The sequence below is a fragment of the Kitasatospora sp. NPDC002965 genome (genome assembly GCF_040611255.1).
GTDB lineage: Bacteria > Actinomycetota > Actinomycetes > Streptomycetales > Streptomycetaceae > Kitasatospora.
Genome location: NZ_JBEXNT010000012.1, coordinates 22,310 through 36,219, shown reverse-complemented (window position 1 = coordinate 36,219; position 13,910 = coordinate 22,310). Strand labels below are relative to the sequence as shown.

The following is a 13,910-nucleotide window of genomic DNA, read 5'->3' as shown; positions in this document are numbered from 1 at the left end:
AGCCGTCGACGCCCCGGTCGCGACGGCCGGTGTCGGTGGTCTGCGATACGTTCGTGCCGATCACCGGCAGGGCCGGAAACGGTGTGGGACGGGGGCAGGGCGATGGCCGACCTGATGACGGAGGAGCCGGTCGAGCTCCAGCTGGAGCGGCACCGGACGGAGTTGACCGGATACTGCTACCGCATGCTCGGCTCCGTCTTCGAGGCCGAGGACGCGGTGCAGGAGACCATGGTCCGGGCCTGGCGCGGGTACCGGGGTTTCGAGGGCCGGGCGGCCCTGCGGTCGTGGCTGTACCGGATCGCCACCAACGTCTGCTTCGACGCGCTGAACGGCCGCAACGGCCGGGCCCGTCCGATGGACCTGGCCGGCCCGTCCACCGTGGCCACCGCGACCGATGCCCAGCTGCCCGAGGTCACCTGGATCGGCCCGGCGCCGGACGGCCGGGTGGTGCCCGAGACCGGGGACCCGGCCGAGGTGGCCGCCCAGCGGGAGTCGGTGCGGCTGGCCTTCGTCGCCGTGCTCCAGCGGCTGGCGCCCCGCCAGCGGGCGGTGCTGATCCTGCGCGAGGTGCTCGCCTGGAAGGCCGGCGAGGTCGCCGAACTGCTCGGCGTGACCGTCGCCTCGGTGAACAGCGCGCTCCAGCGGGCGCGCGCCACCCTCGCCGCCGACACCGCCGCCGCCCGCCCAGCCCCCGTGCTGGACGAGGACCACCGCGCGCTGCTCGCCCGGTACGTCAGCGCCTTCGAGGCCTACGACATGGACGGGCTGGCCGCGCTGCTGCACGAGGACGTCACGCTCAACATGCCGCCGTACGCGCTGTGGCTGACCGGGCACACGGACATCCGCGAGTGGATGCTCGGCCCGGGCCACGGCTGCCGGGGCTCCCGGCTGGTGCCGGTGGTGGCCAACGGCAGCCCGGCCTTCGGGCAGTACCGGCCGAGCCCGGCGGGCGGCCACGAGCCGTGGGCACTGATCGTGCTGGACGTTTCAGCGGGCCGGATCGCGGGGCTCACCAACTTCCTCGACACCGACACGCTCTTCCCGCTGTTCGGCCTGCCGCCCCGGCTGGAGGCCGGTCAGGAGATCGGCGGGGAGATCGGGCGGTAGCCACGGCGGCAGATCCGTCAGCTGCCCGGGCTGCGGTTCGGGGATCGGGCCGGGCAGCCGGGCGGGGACCAGGAACGGGAGGTCGCCGGGCGGAGCCGTGGCGGTCACGGCCTCCGTTGCCTCCGTGGTCCCGGGGGCGTCGGTAGGTGCCTGGGTGGGGAGGACGGCGGCCAGCCCGCTGAACGCGAGCAGTTCCCGCAGAGGGCCGCTCGCGTTCCGCAGGGACAGACCGACGCCCTGCCGGGCGGCGGCGAGCCGGAGCCGGGCGAGGGCGTCCACGACGGCGAGGTCGGGGGCGGGCAGGGCGCCGAGGTCGCAGGTGACCTGGCGCGTGGTGGTCGGTCCGGCCGTGGGTCCGGTGCTGGGTCGGGTGTTCACGTAGGTGAGACCGGTGCTGCGCTCCCGGCTCATCGGCCGGTCGGGAGGATTCCCGAAAATTCTCGAAGAAGTTCGCCGAGGAGCGATGAGTTCCGTGCGGTGGTCCGGTCTACCCCTTCGAGAGCGCGACACCGAGCCGCACCAACGCGGCGGAACACAGCAGAGGAAACGACATGAGCGAGAACCTGGGCGAGCTGACCATCATCCGCGAGCTGCCCGCCACCCCGGCGGACGTCTTCCGGGCGTACGTCGAGCCCGAGCAGTTCGTCCGCTTCTGGGGTCCGGTCGGCACCCACGTGCCGCTGGACACCGTGACCATCGAGCCGAAGGTCGGCGGGCGGTTCGACAGCACGATGGTGATCGAGGAGACGGGCGACCGCTACCCGGTCCGGGGCACGATCACGGCGATCCGGGAGGGCGAGCTGCTGGAGTTCGTCGAGGACGGCATCGGGATGACGGGCAGCCTCACCTTCGTCGACCTGGGCGAAGGCCGCACCAAGGTGGTCATGCAGCAGCGCGACGTCCCGGAGATGTACCTCGGCCCGGAGGCCGAGGCGGGCCTCAACTCCAGCTTCGACCGCCTGGTGGAGCACCTCGCGGGCCGGAGCTGACCCGGCAACGGCGCTCCGGGCCACGGCGGGCCACCACGGACCGCCGAGGCCCGCTCCCGCCGGCCACGCCTGCCGGCCTCTCCCGCCGGCCTCGTCTCCGACCGCGTCCGTGAACGCCCGTGACGGTCTGAGGCTGCCTGCGGCGGGGCGGGATGGCAGAGTGGGCGCAGTCGTCCCCTGAGCCGGAGGAGGTCCGCCGTGGCGGCCGAGCCGTTGAAGTCCCGTGAAGAGTGGTTGGCGTCACTGCCCCGGATCTACGCGGCGGCGGGGTGCGTCCTGCGGGACGAGTCCGGACGGATCCTGATCGTCAAGGCCGGGTACCGGGAGTACTGGCAGTTCCCGGGCGGGACGATCGACCTCGGTGAAGGGCCGGTCGAGTGCGCGGCCCGTGAGCTGGAGGAGGAGACCGGGATCGTCCGCCGGGCCGGTGACCTGCTGGCCATCTCCTGGACCCACGCATCGGACGAACTCGACCACCCGGCCCAGCACTTCCTCTTCGACTTCGGCACCGTCCCGGACGGCACCCCCGTGACCGTCCCGGCCGGTGAACTGGACGACCACCGCTGGGCCGACGACGAGGAGGCGCTCGAACTGCTCGGTCCGGCGCGGTCGTTGCGCCTCCGCGCGGCGGTGGAGGCGGCGGCCGACGGGCGCGTGCGGATCATCACCACCCACGTGTCGGGATTCTGAGTCCGCGCACCGGGGGTTCCGGAGCCCCGCCCGTCCCGGGGCCCCGGAACGTTCCGGTCACCCCTGGTCGGTGGCGCTCGACGCGATGAACGCGGCGAGGAGGTCGGTGATGAAGGCCTCGGTCTCCGGCTTCCCGACACCGAGGTCGTTGAGCACGCCGGCGCCGTTCTCCAACTCCAGCAGCGCCAGCAGGATGTGCTCGGTGCCGACGTAGTTGTGACCGAGCTTCAGCGCTTCGCGGAACGTCAGCTCCAGCGCCTTCTTGCCCTGGGCGTCGTACGGGATAAGCGCCGGCACCTCGGCGGCGGCGGTCGGCAGCACCGCCGCCGTCGCGGTCCGGACGGCCTCCGGGGTGATGCCCTGGCCGGCGAGGGCCCGGACGGCCAGGCCGTCCGGTTCGGCGAGCAGGCCGAGCAGCAGGTGTCCGGCACCGATCTCGGCGTTGCCGGCCCGACGGGCCTCCTCCTGGGACGCCATCACGACCTTGCGGGCCCGGTCGGTGAACCGGCCGAATCCCTGGCTCGGGTCGAGGTCGGCGGGGGTGGCCGGGTCCTTGGGGACGAAGCGCTTCTGGGCGGCCTGCTTGCTGACGCCCATGCTGTGGCCGATGTCGGTCCAGGAGGCCCCGGAGCGGCGGGCCTGGTCGACGAAGTGGCCGATGAGGTGGTCGGCCAGCTCGTCGAGGTGGTCGGCGGCGATGACCGCGTCGGCGAGCTGGTCGAGCGCGTCGGTGTGGATCTTCTTGATCGCGTCGATCAGGTCGTCGAGACGCAGCGGAGTGGTCTTGGGAACGATCGGATTCTCCATAGCGTCAACCTTAGGTTGTCGCTGAAGGATCGTCAACCGATGGTTGACGATCCTGCGAGTTGTGTCCTCCGACCGTCTCCCTGACCTGCCTGCCTACCTGTCCTACCTGCCTACCTACCTGTCCTGCTCGGCCCGTGTGCCCCGGCTGCCCGCCCGCCGGTTCCGCCGGGACTCAGGCCCGCTTCTCCCAGACGTACGCCGCCGAGACCGGGTGGCTGCGGTACTTCTCCCACTTCGGCTTGAGCGCGATCCACTCGTCGTCCACGACCGCCTCCGCCATCTCGACCAGCGTCCAGCCGGCCGCCAGGCCGGCGGTGAGGTGGTCCGACACCAGGTGGACGTGGGTGGTGATGGCGATGTCGGCGCCGCCCTCACCGGTGAAGTGGGTCGGCATGCCGGCCGCCATGATGAAGTACGGGTGCAGGCCCACCAGCACGCAGCGGCCGCCCGGACGGGCCAGCCGCCAGGCCTCGCGGTAGTACGGGCCGAGGTCGGCGAGGTGCTCGTCGATCAGCGAGGAGATGACCAGGTCGTACCCGCCCTCCGCCAGGCCGGTGGCGGCGACGTCGCCCTCGGTGAGGCTGTCGTGGGCGCCCCGCTCCCGGGCCGCCGCGAGCATCTCGGGGGTGAGGTCCACCCCGTCGAGCACCAGGCCGTCCGTGGCCCGGGCGCGCAGCCAGGCGCCCGTGCGGCCGGTGCCGCAGCCGAGGTCGGCCGCGCGGCCGACCTCCGGCCAGGCCGGAGTGGTGAGGCGGTCGAGTACGGCGAGGTCCATCGCGTCCTCGACGGTCTGCTCGTACGTGGCCACCCACTGGGCGTAGCCGGTCCTGACGTCCACGGTGGGGTAGTTGCGGGTGTCGAAGTCGGAGAAGTGCACCATGTCGGGCAGTATCGTCGGCGGCGCCGGTCGGCCGCGAACGATTATCGGGGCCGGTCGCGGACCCGGTCGTGGCTCGGCGACGGGGCGCGAGGGGCGCAACTCGCCGCTCAGAGGGCCAGCTTGAACCCGTCGTGGCTGCGTTCGAAGCCGAGCGAGGCATAGAACCGGTGCGCCCCGGTGCGGCGCTTGTCGCTGGTCAGCTGGACGAGGGTGCAGCCGCGCGCGCGGGCCCGGGCGACCGCCTCGGTCAACAGCTCGTGTCCGAGGCCCGCACCCCGCCGGTCGGCCCGCACCCGGACGCCCTCGATCAGTGCGCGTTCCGCGCCGCCGCGGCCGAGGCCGGGGATGTAGGTCAGCTGGAGGTAGCCGATCACCGTGCCGTCGCCCTCGTCGAGCACCAGCATCTCGTTGCGGGCGTCGGCGTCCACCTCCGCGAAGGCGCGGGCGTAGGCTTCGTCGACCCGGACCTCGGCAGGGTCGGTCACGCCCTCCTCGTCGACGAGGAGGGCGATGACGGCGGGCAGGTCCTGGCGGGTCGCGGTGCGGAGAATCACGCCCGGAGTCTGCCAGAGCCGCGTCCGGGCCGGTCGATCGGAGGAGCGGTGATGCGGACGGTCACCCTGGCGGAGGCCGAGGTGCCTCGCGAACTGAAGCTCCAGGTGGCCGAGTTGCAGGACCAGGTCTGGCCCGGGCCGCCCGGCCCGTCGGCCGAGCCGGTGCACGACCCGGTGTTGCGTCCGCGGTCGATGCTGCTGCTGGACGGCGACCGGGTGGTGGCCGCGCTCGACGTGCTCTCCAAGTCGCTGGACCACGCCGGTCGGACGTACGCGGCGAGCGGGCTGAGTGCGGTGGTCACCGACCGGGCCCTGCGGGGTCGCGGGTACGGGCGGCGACTGGTGGTCGCGGCCCGCGCGGTGATCGAGGAGAGCGGCGCGGATCTCGGGCTCTTCACCTGCGACCGGGAGCTCCGGACCTTCTACGAGGGGGCGGGCTGGGAGCTGCTCCCGGGTGCGGTGCTGGTCGGCGGGACGGTCGAGCGGCCCTTCCCGAGTGATCGGGAGGGGTTCGACAAGCTGACCATGGCGGCGTTCCTGACCGGGCGCGCCCGGCGGCACCGGGCGGACTTCGCCGGTGCCCGGATCGGCCTCTACCCCGGTGAGGTCGACAAGCTCTGGTAGAGCAGGCCGGGATGGCGGGGCTTCAGATGGCGATCAGGCGGTCCCGGGCGGCGGTGAGGTCGGACGGGTCGACGCCTGCGGCCAGCAGGTACGGCACGGGGTCGAAGTCGTCGAGAGTGGCGTGCAGGGCGTCCTCGGCGGTGGTGCCGGCTTCGGCGAGCACCGCGTCGATGCGGCGGTACTGGTCCGGGAGGCCGAGCATGCCGTACAGCGGGCGGACGTTGGGCGCGCTCAGCAGGTAGTCGGTGACGATCTCGGCGGGCTCGACGCCGGCCAGGGCGAGCAGCAGCAGGGCGGCCAGGCCGGTCCGGTCGCGGCCGGCGCCGCAGTGCACGACGAGGCCGCCGGGGCGGGCGCCGGCGATCGTGGTGATCAACTCGGCTGCGGCGTGCGGGCAGTGGTCCAGGTAGGGGCGCAGCGCCAGGGGGGTGCCGTCGAGGTGCCCGTACGCCTCCCACCAGGCGGGGCCGGCGAGTTCGTCCAGTGGCACGCGGATCAGCTCGACGCCCTCCGGGAGCGGGAGGAGCGGTTTGTACTCCTCGATGTTGCGCAGGTCGACGACGGTGCGGACGCCGTGGTCGAGGAGGGCGTCCCAGCCCTCGGCGGTGAGCCGGTCCAGGTTGTCGGCCCGGGTGATCGAGCGGCGGGTGGTGCGGGCGCCGGTCGTGGTGCGGAGGCCGCCCAGGTCGCGGACGTTGAGGCAGCCGTCCCAGACCAGGGTGCGGTCCTCGGTGGTGGTCTGCGCGTGTGCCCGGCTCATTGGCTCCCCGTTTCCCGAACGGGGGCTCGTTACCCCCTCGTTATCTATGGACTCTCAGGGGGTCCGGATGGTTCCTCTGATGTTCGGACGATCGTATGCCTGATGGGGCGTCAGATGGGGTGTGATCGACGAGAGTGACGGGCCGGAGTGCGGGACGGCGGGACGGGTCCCCGCGGTCGGACGGAGGCTCCGCGCCGACCGGCAGGCCGCCTTCGGGGCTGTTCACCGGCGGGGGAGTCGGCTCACCGCTCCGGGGGGCGGCCGTCGCCGCCCGTGCCCCGGTCGAGGCCCGGGCCGAAGTCCCAGAGCGGCCGCCCGAGCGTGTCCTGGCAGCGGACGGTGCGGAAGCGCTCGTCCTCCGCCGAGAGGAACCCCCGGGCGACGCCCCGCAGGACGGTCCGGGCGGCCGCGTCTGCCCTCGTCCACGCGCCCGTGAGCACGAGGGCCTTGTCGACCAGCTCGGCGCGCTGGATCCGGGCGACCGCGACCGCCAGCAGGGTCGCGTTGACCTGCTCCAGTTCGGCGGGGGAGAGGTAGGTCTCGCCGACTTCGCCGCCCCGGTCGCGCCCGGCACGGCGGCGCAGCTCGGGAAGGCCGTAGTGCCGGACGGCGGCCACCGAGTCGTCCAGCGCGACCCGCCAGCGCGGCCCGGGCAGCACCTCCCACCAGACGTCCTCGCCGACCGGCATCAGCTCGCCGATCCGGGCCCGCCAGACCTCGATGCCGTAGACGGCGCGCGGGTCCGGACGCGGGCCGGGGAAGGCGGCCGCGGCCCAGTCGGCGCGGCCGACCAGGCTCAGGTCGAAGGTGTAGCGGAGCCGGTCCTCGGTCCGCTGCTCGACCAGGCCGAGCAGCGCCCAGTGGGTCTCGTCGGGGAGGCTGAAGGTCCGGAGCCGTCCGGTGAGACCGAGGAGGCGGAGAGCGGGGGCGAGGTGGTCGCGCAGCCCGCGCTCGTAGAGCTCGTGGGCGGTCGTCATGGCGGGTCCTGAACGGTCGTGTCGGGCGGGCGGGTGGTGCCGGTGGGGAGGCGGAAGGGGCCGGGACTCCGGCGGGGGTCGCAGCGGGGAGGCAGGGCTCGGCGGCCGGGGAGGCCGGCCGGGGAGGTGGGGCTCGGCGGTCCGGTCCGGGCTGCCGGGGAGAAGGGGGCGGCGGCTCGGCGGTCCGGTGCGGGCTGCCGGACTCGGGCCGCCCGAAGCGGGCGGCCGGGGCCGGCCGGCGGGTTCGGAGGCCGGATCCGAAGGTCGGGATCCGAGGGCCGGGGAGAGGCCGGCCGAATGGATCGTCCACTGACAACATAGGCAGGAGGCCGCTTCGACCGCTGCGGGCCAAGGCCAGCGGGTGGCAGGACCTTCGACCCGAAGGCCGGCTGTCCTTGGTCCGGTGGACCGGTGTCCCCGGCCGCGGTCACGGACCGCCCGCCGGACCCGTGTCCGCCCGTCCCCCGGGCCCCGCGTAACGGTCCGACTCCGCCACGGCCGGCTGTTCGCCCGGATGGCGCATGATGTGGCGGGTGCAGAGTGCAGAACGCCCCGGAGCGGGCACCGACAGGCACGTCGGCCGGTCCGTCCCGGTGACGACGTCAGGCCCGCCGCTCGGCCCGCCCGCGCGCGCGGCCACCTCCCCCGTCGATCTGACCGAGGCCGTGCGTGCCGCGCAGGACGGGGACGAGGAGGCCTACCGGCTGTTGTTCCGGAGCGTTCAGCCGGGTCTGCTCCGCTACCTGGGCGTGCTGGTCGGCGGTCGGCCCGAGGGCGCCCAGGACGCCGAGGACATCGCCTCCGAGGCCTGGCTGCAGATCGCCCGGGACCTGCGCTCGTTCTCCGGCGACGGGGACGGCTTCCGGGGGTGGGCCGCCACCATCGCGCGCAACCGGGCGCTGGACCACCTGCGGTCCCGGCGCCGCCGGCCGGTCGCGGACCTGCCGTTCGAGTACCTGGCCGAGCTCGCCGCCGGGGACGACACCGCCGGTGCGGCCCTCACCGCGGTCGGCACCTCGGACGCTCTGGCGCTGATCGCCCGCCTGCCGCGGGACCAGGCCGAAGCCGTGATGCTCCGGGTGGTGATGGAACTGGACGCCGAGAGCGCCGCCCGGGTCCTGGGCAAGCGGTCGGGCAGCGTCCGGATGGCCGCGCACCGGGGGCTGCGGCGGCTCGCCAAGCTGCTGGAGCAGCCCTTCGTGCCGGGGCCGGCCGGACCGGGGATCCCCGCCGCCCGGACGGGCGGGGGCGCCGGCAGGGCTGTCCGGGAGGGCGCCGGGACGCCGGTCGAAAAAAGTTCTCCGCAGGGTGTGACAGAACGCCGGGCCGCGACGCTGAAGGACATGAGATGAGCACCAACCGACCCCGTCGGATCGACCGTGACACCGCCGAGCAGCTGCTCTCCGGTGCCGTGGGAGGCCCGTCGGCCGGGCAGGGCGCCTCGCTCACCGGACCGGACGGCGGAACCGCGCGCACCGGCCCCAGGCCGCCCGAGGACGGGCGGACGGGGCAGGTCGCCCGCGTGCTCGCCGCTGCGGCGGCTCCGGCGACGCAGGGTGAACTGGCCGGGGAGGCCGCGGCCCTGGCCGCGTTCCGGGAGGCCCGTCTCGCACCTGTTCCGGCAGTGCCCGCCGCACCTGCCGTACCCGCACCCGTCCGGAGACGAACGATGGCGACCGCCGCGCTGACGAGGGCCTTCAGTACGAAGGCCGCTGCCGTCGTGCTCGGCGCCACGGCGCTCGGCGGGGTCGCGGTCGCGGCGGGCACGGGCAACCTGCCGTCGGCGCTGGGCGGCGGTGCGGACGAGCCGCGCCGCAGTCCGGTCGCGCCGACCGGCGCGGGCCCGTCGTCCTCCTCGGCGGTGCGGCCCGGAGCGGCGACCGGTACGCCGTCGCCCGCGCCGCTCACCGCGGGTCCGTCCGCCGGGTCGTCGGCCGGTTCCTCCGCTGCCCCCTCCGCCGGGTCGTCCGCGGGTTCGTCCGCGGGGTCGTCCGGCACCTCCTCCGGCGTCCCGTCCGAAGGCCCCACCGCCTTCGGCCCGTCCGCCGGGGCCGGCCGTCCTGCGGTTCCGGGTACGTCGGCCTCGCCGGACGCGGAGGGCCGGGGCCTGCCGGGTCAGGGCGTGTCGGCCGCCCTCTGCAAGCGCTTCACGGACCGGGCGGGCAAGGGCGAGCGGCCGCGCCAGCTGGTCAAGGACCCGCAGTTCGACGCGCTCATCGCGGCGGCGGGCGGCCCGGAGAAGGTGGAGGCCTACTGCGCGGACGTGCTCCGGAAGTCGGAGGACGATCGCCGAGGCAACTCCTCCTCGCGTCCGCAGCCCGGCGGGAACGGATCCGGCAAGGGCTCCGACGACGACCGCGACCGCGGCGGCCGCTCGGGCGGCTCGGGAGGTTCCGGGGACGGTCGCGGCAGCGGTGGCAGTGCCGGCAGCGGTGGTACCGGTGGTACCGGTGGTACCGGTGGTACCGGTGGGGGGAACGATACGGGCAGGGCGGACGCGGGCGCGGTGACCCCGACCGTGACCGCACCGCTCCCGCCGTCCACGGGCGCACCGGGCGCACCGGGCGGCCCGTCCACGGCCGCGTCCGCGCCGGCCGACCGGTCCGCCACCGGCCGTCCGACACCCGACCGAGACAGCAGGCCCGACAGCCGACCCGACGACAAGGTCGACACCCGGTCCGACACCCGGTCCGACGACGCCCCGTCCGAGAGGTGACCCAGAACTCCGGGTGGGCGGTGAGCGAATCCCCCCGGGCTCGCCGCCCATCCGGACCGCCCCACCCGGCACCACCCGTTCCACCCGCGTGACCCGCTCCACCGCAGTACCCAGCTCCACCCGAAGACTCCGGGTGGCCGGTCGGCTCCCCCGTGCCCGCCGCCCACCCGGCCCGGCCCCGGCCGGACCGGCGGGCGCACCTCCCGGACGCGCCCCCGGCCCGGCCGGGCCGGACACCCGCCGGCCCGCCCGCCCGCAGTCAGGGCGGGCCGGCACCCCCGCACCGCCGACTGCTCAGCTCCACAGCCCCACAGCTCCACAGCTCCGCACCTGGACCCGACCGTGACCGTCACCTGGTACGACCACGAGCCGGCGGCCGGGGATCCGCTGCCCGGTTCCCCGGCCGTCTTCCCCCCTCCGACGGGCCGCCGGGACCGCCGCCGCCCCGTGCTCCCGGACTTCCCCGGCCGCTGCCGCCGCCCGGGCGCGTTGCCCGCGGGGGCTATCGTGCACAGGTGAACGAGGCGGTCCGGGCCCCGGACAGGGCGCGTGAGGGGAGTTCCAGGTGATCGGACGGGCGCTGAACGGGCGTTACGAACTCGTCGAGATGCTCGGCGTCGGCGGCATGGCCACCGTCTGGCGCGGGCTGGACCACGTGCTGGGCCGCCAGGTGGCGGTCAAGGTCCTCAACGGGGGCCTCGCCGACGACCCGCGGTTCGCCGAGCGGTTCGGCCGCGAGGCGCAGCACGCCGCCATGCTGGTCCACCCGAGGATCGTCATGGTCTTCGACTCGGGGGTCGACCAGGGCTCGCCGTACATCGTGATGGAGCTCGTCCAGGGCTGTTCGCTGGCCGCACTGCTGGCCCAGCGGCCCGGGCTGCCGGTCGAGCAGGCGGTCGGGATCGCGGCCGCGGTCTGCGAGGGCCTGGCCGTCGCGCACGGCGCCGGCCTGGTGCACCGGGACATCAAGCCCGGCAACATCATGATCACGGACGACGGCGGGGTGAAGGTCGTCGACTTCGGGATCGCCCGGGCCGGCTCCTCCCACAACCTCACCCAGGCCGCCTCCGTGCTCGGCACCGCCGCCTACCTCTCGCCCGAGCAGGCCACCGCCAGTCCCCTCGACGGCCGTACCGACCTGTACGCGATCGGCTGCGTCCTGACCGAAATGCTCACCGGTGCCCCGCCGTTCGTCGCCGAGACGCCGGTGGCGATCGCCTACAAGCACGTCGGCGAACTGCCGCTGCCGCCCTCGGCCCGGCGGCCGGGCCTGCCGCCCGCGCTGGACGCCGCCGTGCTGCGGCTGCTCGCCAAGAACCCGGCCGACCGGCCGGCCGACGCGGCCTCCGCGCGCGCCGAACTGCTCTCCTGCATACCGGGGCTGATGGTCGCCGACCCGACCACGGAACTCCTCGCGGCGGTGCCCGTGCCGCAGGCCTACCCGGTCGCCGACCAGCAGCACACCGCGTTCCTTCCGCCGCAGCCCCCGGCGCCCCGGCCGCCTGCCGCGACCTCGGTCATGGCGCCCGTACCGGCTCCGCGGTCGATGCCCGAGCCCGTCCAGGAGGACCGGCGCAAGCCGCTGATCTTCGGTGCCCTCGGCCTGGTGGGGATCGCCGGCGCCGCGATGATCGCGCTTACGGCCTTCGACGACCCGGGAGCCCCGGCTGCGGGTGCCAGACCCGGAGCCAGCGCCAGCGCGACGGCGACCACGCCGACGCCGACCGCGCCCACCCAGACGCCGACCGCGACCCCGACCCCGTCGTCGACACCCACCAGCACGCCCACCAGCGCCCGCCCCACCACGCCGGCGCCGCACAACCCGGCTCTACTGGTCCAGATCAACGCCCTGCGCCAGAGCATCGCCCAGACCCAGGTGGAGAAGGACCGCAGCCGTCAGGTCGACCTGCTCCGGACGCTGGACGACGCCACCGCCCGGCTCAACGAGGGGCAGACCGACAGCGCCGTCCGCGAGTTGAAGGGCGCCCAGAAGACCGTCCGCGACCTCGCCCGGAAGCACGCCATCGACGGTCAGACCTACCAGAACTGGAACTCCCGGCTCTCCTCCCTGATCACCTCCCTCAACGCCACCGCCGACGCCGAGGAGGACTAGCCGGCCGGGACCTCGCCCCGAAGTCCCGCAGGAGCCGCCTCGAAGCCACGAGGGGGCGGCGGGCCACACGGGCCGACACGGGGTGGTCGGCAGGGCCCGGCTGCGTGGTGATCGTCCGATGACGATTCGGGGAGCGGGCGTCGGCAGGCCGCGACGGGTGGGCGGGGGTGGAGCGCACCCCGTCGTCATGCCGCGGTCGACTCCACGATGACGAGCGTCCCCAGGCTCCCCTCCCGGACCGTGTGGCGTGCGCCGGCCGGCACGACGCACAGCTCTCCCGGCCGTACGGACAGGTCGGCGCCCTCGACGGTCAGTTCCAACCGGCCGTCGAGGACCAGCAGCACCTCGGCGACACCGTGCACCTCCTCCGCCACCCCCGTCCCGTCCATCCGCAGGACCTTGACGCGGGCGGTCCCCACGTCGCCCAGCGCGCGCGAACTCCAGGCCTGCGGCAGTGCGGACGCCGTGCGGAACAGGTCGACCGGGTTCATGGCATGCCTCTCTCCGGTGGAGGCTCTCGCCTCGGGTCGGTGGATGTCTCGACGCTAGCCGGATCCGGCCCCCGATCGGTCGACCGTTTGGCAAAATCACCCGCATGCTGAAGATCGGTTCGGTGGTGCTCGGAGTGGCGGACGTACGGCGGGCGGCGGCGTTCTGGGGCGAGGCCCTGGGGTACGCGCCGCGGGGCGGCGAGGAGGTCGGGGACCGCTGGGTGGTCCTGGTCGCGCCCGGCGGGGCGGGTGTCCAGGTGGCGCTCGGGCGCAGCGAGTCGGCCGTCCAGGAGCACCCCCGGGTCCACCTCGACCTGTACGCCGACGACGCGGCTGACCAGACGGCCGAGGTCGAGCGGCTGGTGGGGCTCGGCGCGCAGCGGGTCGACTGGGACCTCTACCCGGAGGACCCGGACTTCGTGGTCCTGGCGGACCCGGACGGCAACAGGTTCTGCGTCATCGACACGAGCCGCTGAGCCCCGGCCGCCGCTGAGCCCCGGCTGCCGGTGAGCCCCGGGCCTGGGTGGCCGCGGCGGTGTCAGCCCGGGCCGTGCCGCCGCACGCGCTGTTCGACGCCGCTGCGGATGTGCCTGCTCAGCACTCCGGCGGCCGCGGCCAGGAAGACGAAGTTGTAGACGATCTGCATGATCACCACCAGACGCGGCCCCTGCCCCTCCGCGGTGATGTCCCCGTACCCGACCGTCGCCATGGTGACGATCGTGAAGTAGAGCGCGTCGAGCCGGGTGTTCAGGCCGTCGAACTCGCCGGCATGGGCGGCGAGGACGTAGTAGCTGCCGGCGAAGACGGTCAGCGCGAGGCAGATCAGGAACACCAGCCAGACGCCCGGGTGGTGGCCGGTGCCACGCAGCATGTCGGCGATCCTGGCGAGCAGGAGGGCGGAGAGCAGGACGAGGGCGGCTGCGAAGACCAGCCAGCTGAGCACCGGCCGGTCGTCCCCGAGGGTGCGCAGCGGCAGGGTGAAGTAGCCGATCATCAGCAGGGTGAACGAGCCCAGCAGCAGGCCCCAGGCCCGTCGGTCGACGCGGTCCCCGGGCGGCTGCACGGGCGGCTGCCGTGGGGTCGGTTGCGACGGTGGCTGCGGTGGAGGCTGCGGCGGCTGCTGGTCGGCGGACATCCCCGCCAGCGTGCGGCACGCCGACCGGTGCCCGCCCGCCGGGCTGCTCCGTCCGAGGGGCGCGAGG

Annotated in this window: 16 protein-coding genes; 8 read left to right on the top strand and 8 right to left on the bottom strand. The window is 74.6% G+C overall.

The annotated features are described in order from the left end of the window. Positions 1-102 precede the first annotated feature (102 nt). Positions 103-1,107, top strand: a complete 1,005-nt coding sequence (locus ABZY91_RS07855) for a sigma-70 family RNA polymerase sigma factor (RefSeq protein ID WP_355400632.1) — start codon at positions 103-105, stop codon at positions 1,105-1,107. Here ABZY91_RS07855 and ABZY91_RS07850 read toward each other — a convergent pair. Continuing rightward, a complete protein-coding gene (locus ABZY91_RS07850) occupies positions 988-1,518 on the bottom strand; it encodes an STAS domain-containing protein (RefSeq protein ID WP_355400630.1) in 531 nt (176 codons plus the stop codon). The two genes, ABZY91_RS07855 and ABZY91_RS07850, sit on opposite strands and share 120 nt — an antisense overlap. A 140-nt stretch (positions 1,519-1,658) precedes the next feature. Between ABZY91_RS07850 and ABZY91_RS07845 the strand changes: the two genes are divergently transcribed. After that, positions 1,659-2,096 (top strand): SRPBCC domain-containing protein, encoded by a 438-nt coding sequence (locus ABZY91_RS07845; RefSeq protein WP_329885655.1) that lies wholly within the window; start codon positions 1,659-1,661, stop codon positions 2,094-2,096. Positions 2,097-2,294: 198 nt separating this feature from the next. Next, a complete protein-coding gene (locus ABZY91_RS07840) occupies positions 2,295-2,786 on the top strand; it encodes an NUDIX hydrolase (protein WP_329885654.1) in 492 nt (163 codons plus the stop codon). Between the two features lie 57 nt (positions 2,787-2,843). On the opposite strand, the gene ABZY91_RS07835 is transcribed toward ABZY91_RS07840, so the two are convergent. From ABZY91_RS07835 to ABZY91_RS07825, 3 genes are all read right to left on the bottom strand, one after another. Further along, positions 2,844-3,593 carry a Clp protease N-terminal domain-containing protein gene (locus ABZY91_RS07835; RefSeq protein WP_355400627.1) on the bottom strand — a complete coding sequence of 250 codons (750 nt, stop codon included), beginning with the start codon at positions 3,591-3,593 and terminating at the stop codon, positions 2,844-2,846. Positions 3,594-3,765: 172 nt separating this feature from the next. Next, a complete protein-coding gene (locus tag ABZY91_RS07830; RefSeq protein ID WP_329952359.1) occupies positions 3,766-4,473 on the bottom strand; it encodes a class I SAM-dependent methyltransferase in 708 nt (235 codons plus the stop codon). Positions 4,474-4,580: 107 nt separating this feature from the next. Then, positions 4,581-5,027 carry a GNAT family N-acetyltransferase gene (locus ABZY91_RS07825; protein WP_355400625.1) on the bottom strand — a complete coding sequence of 149 codons (447 nt, stop codon included), beginning with the start codon at positions 5,025-5,027 and terminating at the stop codon, positions 4,581-4,583. A gap of 51 nt (positions 5,028-5,078) precedes the next feature. Between ABZY91_RS07825 and ABZY91_RS07820 the strand changes: the two genes are divergently transcribed. Then, positions 5,079-5,651, top strand: a complete 573-nt coding sequence (locus tag ABZY91_RS07820; RefSeq protein ID WP_355400623.1) for a GNAT family N-acetyltransferase — start codon at positions 5,079-5,081, stop codon at positions 5,649-5,651. A 22-nt stretch (positions 5,652-5,673) separates the two neighbouring features. Here ABZY91_RS07820 and ABZY91_RS07815 read toward each other — a convergent pair whose 3' ends face one another. Both ABZY91_RS07815 and ABZY91_RS07810 read right to left on the bottom strand, forming a co-directional pair. Continuing rightward, positions 5,674-6,411, bottom strand: a complete 738-nt coding sequence (locus tag ABZY91_RS07815; RefSeq protein ID WP_355400622.1) for a tyrosine-protein phosphatase — start codon at positions 6,409-6,411, stop codon at positions 5,674-5,676. A 242-nt stretch (positions 6,412-6,653) separates the two neighbouring features. Next, positions 6,654-7,388 carry a hypothetical protein gene (locus tag ABZY91_RS07810; protein WP_355400621.1) on the bottom strand — a complete coding sequence of 245 codons (735 nt, stop codon included), beginning with the start codon at positions 7,386-7,388 and terminating at the stop codon, positions 6,654-6,656. Between the two features lie 524 nt (positions 7,389-7,912). Between ABZY91_RS07810 and ABZY91_RS07805 the strand changes: the two genes are divergently transcribed. The 3 genes from ABZY91_RS07805 (at position 7,913) to ABZY91_RS07795 (ending at position 12,217) form a co-directional block, all read left to right on the top strand. Then, entirely contained in the window at positions 7,913-8,740 is an 828-nt protein-coding gene (locus ABZY91_RS07805) for an RNA polymerase sigma factor (RefSeq protein WP_329885752.1), read from the top strand. Then, positions 8,737-10,104 carry a hypothetical protein gene (locus ABZY91_RS07800; RefSeq protein ID WP_355400620.1) on the top strand — a complete coding sequence of 456 codons (1,368 nt, stop codon included), beginning with the start codon at positions 8,737-8,739 and terminating at the stop codon, positions 10,102-10,104. Before ABZY91_RS07805 ends, ABZY91_RS07800 begins: the two co-directional genes overlap by 4 nt. Before the next feature lie 565 nt (positions 10,105-10,669). After that, the gene (locus ABZY91_RS07795) at positions 10,670-12,217 is read left to right on the top strand and encodes a protein kinase (protein ID WP_355400618.1); all 1,548 of its coding nucleotides are present in this window, start codon (positions 10,670-10,672) and stop codon (positions 12,215-12,217) included. 185 nt (positions 12,218-12,402) lie between these two features. Here ABZY91_RS07795 and ABZY91_RS07790 read toward each other — a convergent pair whose 3' ends face one another. Beyond that, entirely contained in the window at positions 12,403-12,708 is a 306-nt protein-coding gene (locus ABZY91_RS07790; protein WP_355400616.1) for a cupin domain-containing protein, read from the bottom strand. Positions 12,709-12,812: 104 nt separating this feature from the next. Here ABZY91_RS07790 and ABZY91_RS07785 point away from each other — a divergent pair, with 104 nt between their 5' ends. Further along, the gene (locus ABZY91_RS07785; RefSeq protein WP_355400614.1) at positions 12,813-13,184 is read left to right on the top strand and encodes a VOC family protein; all 372 of its coding nucleotides are present in this window, start codon (positions 12,813-12,815) and stop codon (positions 13,182-13,184) included. 62 nt (positions 13,185-13,246) lie between these two features. Here ABZY91_RS07785 and ABZY91_RS07780 read toward each other — a convergent pair whose 3' ends face one another. Beyond that, positions 13,247-13,843, bottom strand: coding sequence for a potassium channel family protein (locus ABZY91_RS07780; RefSeq protein WP_355400612.1), 597 nt, complete (start codon positions 13,841-13,843; stop codon positions 13,247-13,249). Positions 13,844-13,910 lie beyond the last annotated feature (67 nt).

Coding starts and splice junctions, on each gene's coding strand:
- ABZY91_RS07855 (WP_355400632.1), top strand. CDS start 103: ATGGCCGACCTGATGACGGAGGAGCCGGTCGAGCTCCAGCTGGAGCGG.
- ABZY91_RS07850 (WP_355400630.1), bottom strand. CDS start 1,518: ATGAGCCGGGAGCGCAGCACCGGTCTCACCTACGTGAACACCCGACCC.
- ABZY91_RS07845 (WP_329885655.1), top strand. CDS start 1,659: ATGAGCGAGAACCTGGGCGAGCTGACCATCATCCGCGAGCTGCCCGCC.
- ABZY91_RS07835 (WP_355400627.1), bottom strand. CDS start 3,593: ATGGAGAATCCGATCGTTCCCAAGACCACTCCGCTGCGTCTCGACGAC.
- ABZY91_RS07830 (WP_329952359.1), bottom strand. CDS start 4,473: ATGGTGCACTTCTCCGACTTCGACACCCGCAACTACCCCACCGTGGAC.
- ABZY91_RS07820 (WP_355400623.1), top strand. CDS start 5,079: ATGCGGACGGTCACCCTGGCGGAGGCCGAGGTGCCTCGCGAACTGAAG.
- ABZY91_RS07815 (WP_355400622.1), bottom strand. CDS start 6,411: ATGAGCCGGGCACACGCGCAGACCACCACCGAGGACCGCACCCTGGTC.
- ABZY91_RS07810 (WP_355400621.1), bottom strand. CDS start 7,388: ATGACGACCGCCCACGAGCTCTACGAGCGCGGGCTGCGCGACCACCTC.
- ABZY91_RS07805 (WP_329885752.1), top strand. CDS start 7,913: ATGTGGCGGGTGCAGAGTGCAGAACGCCCCGGAGCGGGCACCGACAGG.
- ABZY91_RS07800 (WP_355400620.1), top strand. CDS start 8,737: ATGAGCACCAACCGACCCCGTCGGATCGACCGTGACACCGCCGAGCAG.
- ABZY91_RS07790 (WP_355400616.1), bottom strand. CDS start 12,708: ATGAACCCGGTCGACCTGTTCCGCACGGCGTCCGCACTGCCGCAGGCC.
- ABZY91_RS07785 (WP_355400614.1), top strand. CDS start 12,813: ATGCTGAAGATCGGTTCGGTGGTGCTCGGAGTGGCGGACGTACGGCGG.
- ABZY91_RS07780 (WP_355400612.1), bottom strand. CDS start 13,843: ATGTCCGCCGACCAGCAGCCGCCGCAGCCTCCACCGCAGCCACCGTCG.